This window comes from Paenibacillus sp. PK3_47 (assembly GCF_023520895.1).
Lineage (GTDB): Bacteria > Bacillota > Bacilli > Paenibacillales > Paenibacillaceae > Paenibacillus_AQ.
On record NZ_CP026029.1, the window covers coordinates 4,301,864 to 4,313,693 of the forward strand.

Sequence of the window (11,830 nt, forward strand, 5' to 3'; positions counted from 1 at the left end):
GTAGTGGAAGCCTGCCGGGGATTTGTGCTGTATATGTTATATAATCATATTATATGGAAGGAAGTGATCTTATCGTTATTGTTCTGGCGGTACTTGCCGCTGCACTTATTGTCCAAACCGTCTATTTGCTGAACTATAAGAGCCAGATTAAGCATATCAGCAGTCAGTTATCTTTTATAATGAAGCATAATTCTTTAAAGTTCATCGAAACCCAGCTGAAGCCGAAGGAAATCGACAGTCTGATCCATGAGTGCAATGAACTGTTAAACCGCCAGCGGGCAGTGGATCAGCAGTTCATCCGCAAAAATGAAGAGATCAACGCTACCATTACCAGCCTCTCTCATGACATCAGGACGCCCCTTACCTCTCTGGACGGGTATCTGCAATTGGCGCTGCGCGCAGAGATTCTGCAGGATAAGAACCAGTATGTAACACTGGCCAAGTCGAGAATACAGCAGATTATCAAGCTGGTGGACGGGCTGTTCTTGTACACTAAGCTGCAGAACCCCGGGTTTGTCCTGGAGCTGAAGTCTCTTGATGTTATGGAGGTACTGAAGCAGAACCTGTTCCGCTTCATTGATGATTTTTCCCGTACCGGGTATGAACCTGAGCTGTGGCTTCCGGAGTCATCCGTTCCGGTTGAAGGCGATATCCATGCTGTAGAACGGGTGTTTACCAATATTATCGGCAACTATTTCAGACATGGGGAAGGGCCGTTAACCGTTGCTCATGAAGAGAGCCAGGATACTTTTTGTATACGCTTCACCAATCCGCTCAAAGCAGGCAGCAGGGTAGATATCGAACAGGTCTTTACCCGTTTTTATAAAGAAGATCCGGCACGTACAGCACATTCTTCCGGACTTGGGCTCTCGATTGTAAAAGCGCTGATGGACAAGATGAACGGGCATACAGAGGCGGAGTGTACAGGTGGTACTTTTAGTGTCAGTACAGTCTTCAGGAAAAGGGTGAAGGAGGATGCGAATGTCCGGTTACACGAACGGCAGGAGAATTCTGATCGTTGAGGATGATGAACATATTAACGGGATTATCCGTGACGGGCTTACATCCGCAGGATTTCTGTGCACACAGGCTTATTCGGGCAGTGAGGGGAGATTGAGCCTGGGCGAGCAGGAGCATCACCTTGTAGTACTGGATCTGATGCTGCCGGGGTTATCCGGTGAACAATTTATGCACTATCTGAGGAAAGAGCTGATGTCCCGGATTCCGGTCATTATCCTTTCGGCCAAGGACGGACTGGACGATAAGCTGAACCTGTTCACATTGGGAGCAGACGATTATGTGACGAAGCCTTTTGAGCTGGAGGAGCTGATCGCCCGCATTCATGTCCATATTCAGAGAAATGCAGGTTACGAGCCGCCCAAGACCTTCAGGCATAAAAATCTGCTGCTCGACAGCACTGACTACAGCGTCAAAGTTCACGAAACAGCGCTTAATCTGACCCGGCAGGAATACAGAATCGTTGAGCTGCTGCTGAAGAACCCGGCCCGGGTGTTCACCAAGCAGGACCTCTATGAGCTGGCATGGGAGGAGCCGTATATGGGTGAGGACAAAACAATTACAGTGCACATCAGCAATATCCGCAGCAAAATCAAACTGTACGACTGCGAATCCTACATAGATACGATCTGGGGCATCGGCTTCAGGCTGAGCAAATGAACCCTTTGACATTTCTTAACCTTTTGTTGGCGATATTTTAGTGTTCATCCTGTTAACTTAGGTGTAAGGAGGTGCAGGGTATGACAGATTGTATAATTGAACTTAACGGGCTTACCAAGAGGTATAAGTCAAAAGCTGCTGTACTGAACGCTGATCTCAAAATATACAGGGGCGAAATCGTCGGCATCATCGGGAAAAACGGGGCGGGTAAGTCGACGCTGCTCAAAATGATCGGCGGGCTCATCTTTCCGACATCGGGGGAGCTGCATTTTTTTAACCGGGCTGCCGCCGGGGACCAGTCTTTTTTTGAACGGATGGGTGTGCTGATTGAGAATGCCGGACTGTACCCCAATTACTCAGGTTATGAGAATTTGCATTTGCTTTCCATGGCTTATGGACTTAAAAACAAGAACACCAGGATCAATGAACTGCTGCAGCTGGTTGGACTGGACAGTACCAATACGGCTAAGGTGAAAGGCTACTCCATGGGGATGAAGCAGCGGCTGGGGATCGCGGCGGCCCTGCTCGGAAGTCCCGATGTCCTGATCCTGGATGAACCGATTAACGGTCTCGATCCGCAGGGAATCGTAGAGATCAGAGGGCTGATTCTGGAGCTGAACAGAGCCGGCTTAACGATCATCATTTCCAGCCATATTCTTGAGGAATTATCCAAAATTGCCACCAAGTACGCGATCATCCATCAGGGTGAAATTGTCGAGGTCATCTCCAGGGAAGACCTGCAGCTGAGGTGTGAGGAACGTATTGAAATCGGGGTGGTTGCCAGGGAGGCCATTCCGGTACTGGAGCGGGAACTGGAGATTATGAAGTATAAGGTGGCTGACAGTCAGACACTGTACGTCTATGATACTCATGTGCAAATCCGGCAGATTACGAAGGCGCTGATAGAACATGGAGTGATGGTCGATCACATTGCCAAGCACAAGCAGAGCCTGGAGCAATATTTTCTGGAACGGACGGAAAGCGCGGGTGAACGCCATGATTAATATTTGGAAAATGGACTTTTACCGCTTCCGGCGCAATAAAATCATGTATTTACTGCTGCTGGTGTTCTGTGCGTTTCAACTCTTCGGCATTTTTATGATGAGCCAGTATCCGTCAACAAGCGGTGTGCCGCTCAGCAGCATGAATGAAAGTGAATTTATCCAATATACGATCTCTCAGCCGCCCTCCTGGATGCTGATCTACATTGCAGTCTTCAGCATTTACTTCTATATGAGTGAATATAACGCCGGCTTCCATAAAAATTATATCTCGATGAGACGGGCAAGAATCTACTCCGTCTTATCCAAAGTACTGATCCTCGCAGTGTTTGTGGCGCTGCTGTTCCTCACAATGCTGATTACCGACTGGATCGGAAGAGGACTGTTTTTTGATAATACGGGTATCGGTGACCTTACGTATTTCCTGAAGCTGCTGATTGGCCAATTTCTGCTGCACTGGGCGTTCTCGATTCTTATACTCTGCATCACAATGATCGTGAAGAACATTCTCGTCAGTCTCACTGCCGGATTTATTCTGGCGCTAAATGTAATTGGAATGCTGCTGGCCATGCTGGAAACGCTGGTTGACGGCGTTCATCTGAGCCAGTATCTGCTTGTTAACACGATCGTGCGGGTTAAAGATTTCAATGATACCGGGGATATACTGCATACGGCCTGTGTAGCGGGTGCGGTTATATTAATCTTCGGTTATGCTGCCGTGCGTTATAAGGTGAAGGAGGATTTGAATTAGGGGTACCCGGCTGCACAGCCCGTACCTATTTCCCCCGTACAGGCACTTCTGGGCATTAACCCACATACAATAAAAGGACCATGAACCCGTAGTTATCAACTACAGATCGGTTTCATTGTACATGTGCGGGAGGTGTCGCCAAGTTGCCTGGAATAATTAGCACCATAGCACTGCTGATCAAAGAACTGACGCTGCTGGTATCGTACGTAAGAAACAACGCTTTTCCCCAGCCACTATCAGAGCAGGATGAAAGCAAATACTTAGGGATGATGGCCGAGGGGGACGCTAAGGCACGAAATTTGCTCATTGAGCATAATCTGCGGCTTGTTGCCCATATAGTCAAAAAATTCGACAACACCGGCGAAGACATGGAGGATTTGATCTCCATCGGCACGATTGGATTGATCAAGGCGATTGAAAGTTACCGCCCGAACAAGGGCACGAAGCTCGCCACTTTCGCAGCCAGATGTATAGAGAATGAGATATTGATGCACCTCCGCTCGCTGAAAAAAACCCGTAAAGACGTATCTCTCCACGATCCGATTGGGACAGACAAGGAAGGTAATGAAATCACGCTGATTGACATCCTCGGGTCGGAGACGGACGATGTGATTAAAGAAGTGGATCTGAAGATTGAGAAGAGCAAGATTTACCGGAATCTTGATATATTGGATGACCGGGAGAAGGAAGTTGTGGTCGGGCGATTTGGGCTCGATACAGGCGGGGAAGAGCGGACACAGCGGGAGATTGCGAAGGAGCTGGGGATTTCGCGGAGTTATGTTTCAAGGATAGAGAAGAGGGCGCTGATGAAGCTTTATCATGAGTTTTATAAGGCGAAGCGGTGAGAGGATTGGGTCTGTCTTTTGACAGACTCTTTTTTTTGTCGAAATTTGGACAAGTAGTTCAAAAGAATTATGTAAAAAGTAGGATTCCCATGTAAAACATTTGAAATTCGATGTTATAATTTGGATGACTATAATACTGTTATTACATTATCTGGAGGGTTAAAGGTGGTTCGGAGTTTTGGAAGTACAGTTAATAAAATGATTAAAGAAACTATAAAAGCAGCGTGCAGCCGAAAGATTGACAAATGCTGCTATTCGAGAGCAGGAAAGACATTTAAGACTGCAGCGGCAATATGAGCGTGCCATGAAATAGTCTGACATGAACAAAAAGCGCTATACATAGAAGGACGTAAATAAAGAATAAATGATTATAATGCAGAGGTTCTTTAACTGCTAAATGAATTTAAATTCATTATAGGTGAAACGTTCCTTATATCATTATACAAAAATGGTCAAATGTTTCTATTTTATAGAAATTTAGATTAAGCTATTTCTTGAGAATCCTTTACCAGTTAGAGAAAGTCTTTTGCAAGAGTTGATATGGAAGCATCTTTGTCTAAGATCTATTGGCGAAATACACAATATATTTAATAAAAAGGAGAACTAATAACATGAGTGCGAATCCATTATCGAAAAATGAAAAATTAACATTATGGGTATCTTTAATTGCTTTATTTTTTTCAGTTGCTTCTGGTCTATTCTCCACTTATTATACAATTCGAAAAGATCATAAGGATGATTTAGAGGTTGTTGACATTGTATTCACTGAATCATCTAATGATAAAACTGTACTTTATAAGGATTTGAACATTGGAAAAGTAGGATCAGCACTGATCCCTTTAAATTATAATATTTTAGTTTCTAATAACTCAAAAAGAACAGTTTCAATTATTGATCACAAACTAACTCAGACAATTAACGGAAAGATGTTTTACTACAGCAATATTGTAAATAAAGTGACCATAAATAACAAAGATATTGATTACCCAGTAGCAATAGAAGCAGGAGAAAGTATAAAACTTGTTTTTAGTATTAATATTTTATTGAAGCCAGTTGTAGATGATCTTATTCAGAAAAAATATAAATATGATACAAAAATTCCATTCAGTGATCTTCATAGATATTTACTCAGCAATGGATATGATCTTTATGGGAATAAGTTGAAAGCAATTTTTTTTGAAGACAATACTTATATGACCGAAACCGAAGATTATAAAACGCCTACTTATAAAATTACATTTACTACTTCGACAGGAAGCAAATTTACTCAAAGTATCAGCGAAAAAGATCTGCCTGAAAATTTTTAGGCGTGCATTAGGCTGACTTTTTATCTACAAGATCCGTAGAAAGTCTAGGTTCAGTATATAGATTCTGTTGAAGCTGGGAGCGGTTGTATATATCTTACATTTATCTTATGTTTCAAAATAGGTGTAATACGTTTTTAAGAAAAATATTAAAATGTTGGTAGTATTTTGGTTTGAAATGATGAAAAATGGAATTAACAAATAAGGAAGAGGTGCAGTTTATGGAAAAATTAGATCTTACTTATTACTCAGCTAGCTTTCCATCTACTCCTGAGAATGAAATATTCCGAGAGAATATTGTAAGGTATATTGCGGATAGTTTCTCACCAAGTAAGAGAGTTATCCTAGTTGAGGATGGCCAATTTACAGGTAAAACAACTCTCCTTTCCCAATTTACGCGTACATTTTCTGAACGTAGCATATCGTTTTTTATTGGAGAGGACTACTGGACTTCAAACTTACACCGCTTTTTGAGTGATATGTGCGAGCAACTTAAACACATCTGTACTGATGCTAAAACTCGAAAAGCGCTTAATGAATTAGACGTCTCAATAAAAAATGAAAATGAATTAATTCATTTGTTTAGTCATTTAAATTCTCTGCTGCTTCGGCAAGTTAAGTCGGGAACTGGTCCTTATTACTTTGTAATTGACGGATTAGATAGAATTACCGAAGAGTCATCTGATAATCTTCTTAAATACATACCAACTGGAGCTCCTGAGGGGATTTTCATTTTACTAAGTTCCCGGAAAGGGAAAAAATATAATTACTCGCAACATTCCATGACTATCCCTAAGTTTTCTTTGTTAGAAACTGAAAGATATCTTAGTGATTGTTTAGATGAAAAACAAATAAAAGATATCTTTAAAAAGTCTGAAGGTTCACCTGGGTATTTACAGGAATTAAGAAGGCAAATAATAACAGGTAAAGATTTAGGGGAACTACTTAACAATCCACCACAAGAAATAGTACATCTTTTGGACAAGCAATGGTTAGAATTTGATCAAACAAATAATACTTTAGTTAAGATGGTAGCCTTCCTTGTTTTCTCTCCTTCTGAACTTAGTATTGGTAGTCTTGGTCGACTAATGGATAAAGATGATGAGGAAGTGTTAATGCTTATTGGAAATATCCCTTTTTTGAAGTTTGATCGTGAAAAGAATAAAGTCGAGGTTTTGTATGCATATAAAGCATTCCTTATGAATAAACTAGTAGATAAAAAGCCCTTAGTGGATCAACAATTAATTAGCTTTTTTGAAAATAATCCTACTGAGGAAAATTTGTTTGTATTTTTACCACAGCTTTATCAACAAAACGGGAAGTTCAGTGCCTTAAGTCAGCTTATTAATGAGGAATCACTCGTGCGGATGTTAGGTACGCATGGGCAAGTTTCTATAGTTAGAAGAAATTTGAAACTTCTAGCTGAAATGTCTTACAACGAGAAGGAGTGGCAAAAGTTAGCGTGGGCTACATTGATGCAATCAGTTTTCACAAAAATTGTAACTTCTCCTCCTGCAATAGAAGAAGAGATTAATGCAATGTTAGCATTAGGGTTACATGAGTCTGCAATTCCATTGGCTTTAAATTGTATCCTCCCGGAAGATCGCTTAAAACTTCTATCAAACATTTGTAATCACCTAAAGGAAAGGGGGGAGAATATTTCAGGAAATCTACTAAGAATTTTAGAGGATTCTGTGTATCTTATTGATAATACTATCGAACTGACAGAGCATATAATCGATAAATTACTTGATATTTCCGCCGAGATATTCCCTTTTCACCCCAATTTAGCGCTCAAACTTGTAAAAAGAATTGCTGAAGAAAAAGGTGAAGATCATAAAGATAAGTTAATGGACATTCTCATCATGCGACTTTTAATGAAGCTGGAAGCTGATTCAAGTTCAATTGAGGAAATACAAAATCAGTTAGGACAAGAATCTCTTAACGAGTTTACTAGAGCGGCATCTAGTGCAATTGCATCAAATAGTGTTGATTCAATAATTGAAACTGTGAACAGCATATCTGATATCTCAGCAAAGTTGTTTCTACTCCAAACATGGTGCAATACAAATAGAGAAGACCCCTCTTGTATTGAAGTGGTTAGTTTCGCCATGGACATAATGACAGAGAGTAACAGTTACTCTCCAACATTAGTGCATCTAAGAGAATTTGCTGCTCCACTATTAAACTCAGAGGATCTGACAAAAACTGCTGGGTTGGTTCACAAAATTGATCTCTTAAAAGAGACAATTATTAAAAATCCGCTTGAAGAATATGCTCGTCTTGAAGTAACTCTTGGTGAGATTGAAACTCGTTGGTCAAGTGATGAAGCTACAAAGAGACTTTATACACTTATTTTCTTCCTTGAAGATATTGAGGAGCTCGATTCTAGATGCCAGGTTTTAATTCGTATACTATTGGCATTAGGGAAAATCCTACCGAATGATAAACAACTTGAAGCTGAATTGAAAGAAAATTTCAAATTCGATTTCTTAAAGTTGTTGAGCTCATCTGCTAACCATTATCTGATCTCAAAAAGAATAGTTCCAGTCTTGACAGAATACGATCATTTTCTCGCAGAAGAATTTGTTGAACATATTAACACGTCAAGAAGACGTGATATAGCATATTCTATATTGGCTCGTGTCTACGTAAGTACAAAGGAGACAGACGCTGATATCGATTTTGTTAAAAGAATCGTATCTAAAATATCTTATAGCCATTTTCAAGACTGGGTTTTCGTTAAAATTCTTGGAGATATTTCTAAAAATACTTCGGTGATAAATCAAAAAGCAAAATATGAGCTAAAACAAAGAGCGTACAAAATTAAAGGATCAATTGGAAAATCATATGCATTATCATACTTATTGGAGTTGTTTAAAGAACAAGATTTAAAGCTTTTAGAGGCGATTGTAGTAAATCTTAAAGAAACACTGAATAAAATTGATTCTATTGAACAAAAAATGCAAACTGGTTACCGAATTACTAGAATAATTGCTCGTCACGATACAAAGTTAGCTACCGATGTATTTACACTAACTAATGGAAATAAAACTAACCAAGCATTTGTCGACAAAAGAATAAATGAATTATATGTAGAGACATGTAATCTTTTAATTAATACTGTTCCAGAGATAACAAAAAGTTCTAACTACTTGGAAAAAGTGTATGCTATACAAAAAATGATTCAAAAAGTACCATCAATATATACTCAGATAACATTATTTAATTCTTTGGCAATTAAATGTTTTAATTCTGGAAAAATCAATATATTGAGTGAAATTGCAAAGATTGGGCTGAAGTTAATTGAAAATTCCCCAGATGAAGAGACCTATAATAATTGCCTTTCTGAATTTTCTACAACTTTATTTTTTTACGAACGTGAAATTTTGTTTGAAAGAATTGAATCGTTGCCAGAAGAATTAAGAAACGAGGCCTTTTACAAGATTATAAAAGTAATTTTTTCTAAGCGTCTTCCAGATGAATCTATTGATTTAAAATCTCTTTATGCAAAAATAGACTATAAGGAAGCGATTCAAGTATGTGATTTGTTAGAAAAAATCAGCGAAGATGCGACTATTGCTAGCGTAATATCATGTCTTTGTAATTTGATTACTGAACCATACGGTATCAATAAATTGAGAGGTACATTTTCAAGCGAAAAACAATTATTGAATATTGCTGAAAGATTATCAAGGATAATTCAAGAAAAATTGCCTGAATCAAATAACATACAACATGAAGGGTATAAGCTTTTAGCATTAGCCCAGTTAACTAAGTTGAAACATGCATGTGTTCATACTCGAGCAAATTCTAAATGGGAAAAAATTGTTCCTAGTATGGAAAGTATCAGGAGTAAGGCTCTTTCTATCGAAAACGAGGCTGATCGTCCTTACGTGCTCGGATTTCTTGCAAGTACGTACTTTAAAGTTAACCGAGACTATGCTTCAATTTTTTCTCATGATGCAGAGCAATCGTTAAATGATATTTCAAACTACGTAGATAGGATTGAAAGATATGAATCCGTTGCTGAGACGCTTCACGAAATTGATCATAGTGCTGCGGCAAGAGATCTTCTGGAAAAAGCAATGGATTTTGCTAGAAATTATTCTTATGAAGAAAGGGACCAAATGTTGGGCAGAATCATTGAAGTGGCACATAATGTAGAACCTAACCTGGCTACTAACCTTGCAAGCAAAGTTGATAACCCATTTGAGTTAACCCAACTCAATGAAAACATTAAAGTATTAACGTTACATTCAAGCCCACAAAAAATATCAAATTTAAAACATGATGAAATCAAGGATGTACTTGAGAACGTATTCCATAGGTTATTAAGATCAATAAGGTCAGGTAAAGGTACCACACAATCCAGTGAGGTGGTAGGCTCTTATGTTCTTAAATCATTAGGACAGGACTATGAAACGGTAAAATTAGCAACAGAATGGTATGTTGAGAATACTATCGCTTCAATAAATAGCCACGCAAAGTTTTCCAGGCTGGATGATCTCTTTAACGGGTTGATGCAAATGTTGCATTTAATAAATACACTTGGTGATTTTCTAATTACAAATGAAGCAGCAATCTCAAGTAATGATGCAATCTCAATCTATAAAATCTTGAGCCCAGTTGATACACATACCTTTCATGTTGATGAGCAAGATAGGGCTTTAGGTTTTATTAATGAATGGATTGCTGAAAATGCTAAAGATCAATTGAAAATCTTTGACCCTTATTTTACTGAAGAGTATATTTATTTGCTTAAGAGTGTTCCTTCGAGTTGCAGAGTTCAGATATTAACCTCAACCAAAACAGCTGACATTGAAATGATTGATTATGAGGATCTTTACAAAAGAGGGTGGTCAAGGGTTTGTGATCACCGGCCACCTGAAACCCACTTTTACATTTATTATACAAACAGTGGCAAAACACCATTACATGACCGATTTATCTTAACAGAAAATGGCGGGTTATCACTCGGTACATCATTGAATGGTTTTGGGAGTAAAACGTCAACGATACAAATCATTGATGTCGAGAGAAAACAAAAAATTGAATATGAGATTATTTTTCCGCTTGTTACAATGCCTCCACAAATGTATGAGAATCAGCGATTGAATCAAAAAATATTCACACTAAAGATTTAAAAATTCAATTTTTGGAGAAACTCAGTATTGTTTATTTAATAAGACAACAACACGTAATACCGAAGTAAGTAAGTTAATGGAGAAATAATTGAAGGAAATAGAAATATATCTAATTTCCCGAGCTTGAACTGAATCAGAATGTCTAGGCAAGCTCTTATTTTTATCAGACAGTTATAATTTCCGCGAGAACCCAATATGACATCGTATCGTGTCCATAATCTCAAAAAGTTCGACAATACAGGGGAAGACATGGAGGACCTGATCTCCATCGGCACCATTGGACTGATTAAGGCAATTGAGAGCTACCGTCCGAATAAGGGAACGAAACTCGCAACGTTCGCGGCCCGATGTATTGAAAACGAAATCCTGATGCATCTTCGCTCGCTGAAAAAGACCCGTAAAGACGTATCTCTCCACGATCCGATCGGGACAGACAAGGAAGGTAATGAAATTACGCTGATTGATATCCTCGGTTCCGAAACGGACGATGTGATTAAAGAAGTGGATCTGAAGATTGAGAAGAGCAAGATATACCGCAATCTTGATATATTGGATGACCGGGAGAAGGAAGTTGTGGTCGGGCGGTTTGGGCTCGATACAGGAGGGGAAGAGCGGACGCAGCGGGAGATTGCGAAGGAGCTGGGGATCTCGCGGAGTTATGTATCAAGGATAGAGAAGAGGGCGCTGATGAAGCTTTATCATGAGTTTTATAAGGTCAAGCGGTGAGGTAGGACATTTGCCTGTAGGAATGAGACATTAAAGGTCTCAGTCTTACAGGTTATTTATTTTAGAAAACTCAATGATTAGATGCTATACACCTGGCTTTAAGCTGATATAAATTGTGCTTTGCTGTGGTATACTCGAACTATAAGCGGAAATGAGGTGTTTCTATATTGATGAATATTACGCAGGACCTTGCCAAATTGATCCGGCTAACAGGCGACCGTGCCAAATTGGATGCTAAAGCAAATGGAACATATATAGTATATAAGACAAATGAGGGGCAGATTGTTAGAGAATATAGTACGGGTAAAATCGAGAAAATGAATGAACGGGATTTCATCCATGAATGAGACAAAGGCAACGATGTTTGTATTTGCAGAAT

9 protein-coding genes are annotated in these 11,830 nt (G+C 39.2%); all 9 read left to right on the forward strand.

Annotated features, from left to right (window positions below; all coding sequences use genetic code 11):
- The first annotated feature begins 53 nt into the window (after positions 1-53).
- Positions 54-1,022 (forward strand): sensor histidine kinase, encoded by a 969-nt coding sequence (locus C2I18_RS19130; protein ID WP_249897334.1) that lies wholly within the window; start codon positions 54-56, stop codon positions 1,020-1,022.
- Positions 982-1,677, forward strand: coding sequence for a response regulator transcription factor (locus C2I18_RS19135; RefSeq protein WP_249897335.1), 696 nt, complete (start codon positions 982-984; stop codon positions 1,675-1,677). The genes C2I18_RS19130 and C2I18_RS19135 overlap by 41 nt, the downstream gene beginning before the upstream one ends.
- A gap of 80 nt (positions 1,678-1,757) precedes the next feature.
- On the forward strand, positions 1,758-2,681 hold the full coding sequence (locus tag C2I18_RS19140) for an ABC transporter ATP-binding protein (protein ID WP_249897336.1): 924 nt from the start codon (positions 1,758-1,760) through the stop codon (positions 2,679-2,681).
- Positions 2,674-3,429, forward strand: coding sequence for an ABC transporter permease (locus C2I18_RS19145; RefSeq protein ID WP_249897337.1), 756 nt, complete (start codon positions 2,674-2,676; stop codon positions 3,427-3,429). The genes C2I18_RS19140 and C2I18_RS19145 overlap by 8 nt, the downstream gene beginning before the upstream one ends.
- Before the next feature lie 143 nt (positions 3,430-3,572).
- Positions 3,573-4,274, forward strand: a complete 702-nt coding sequence (sigK, locus tag C2I18_RS19150; RefSeq protein ID WP_221800242.1) for an RNA polymerase sporulation sigma factor SigK — start codon at positions 3,573-3,575, stop codon at positions 4,272-4,274.
- A 611-nt stretch (positions 4,275-4,885) separates the two neighbouring features.
- A complete protein-coding gene (locus C2I18_RS19155; protein WP_249897338.1) occupies positions 4,886-5,581 on the forward strand; it encodes a hypothetical protein in 696 nt (231 codons plus the stop codon).
- A 218-nt stretch (positions 5,582-5,799) separates the two neighbouring features.
- On the forward strand, positions 5,800-10,725 hold the full coding sequence (locus tag C2I18_RS19160) for a P-loop domain-containing protein (protein WP_249897339.1): 4,926 nt from the start codon (positions 5,800-5,802) through the stop codon (positions 10,723-10,725).
- 195 nt (positions 10,726-10,920) lie between these two features.
- Positions 10,921-11,451 (forward strand): RNA polymerase sporulation sigma factor SigK, encoded by a 531-nt coding sequence (gene sigK, locus C2I18_RS19165; RefSeq protein ID WP_249897340.1) that lies wholly within the window; start codon positions 10,921-10,923, stop codon positions 11,449-11,451.
- A 167-nt stretch (positions 11,452-11,618) separates the two neighbouring features.
- Positions 11,619-11,798 (forward strand): hypothetical protein, encoded by a 180-nt coding sequence (locus tag C2I18_RS19170; protein WP_249902321.1) that lies wholly within the window; start codon positions 11,619-11,621, stop codon positions 11,796-11,798.
- The last annotated feature ends 32 nt before the right edge of the window (positions 11,799-11,830 follow it).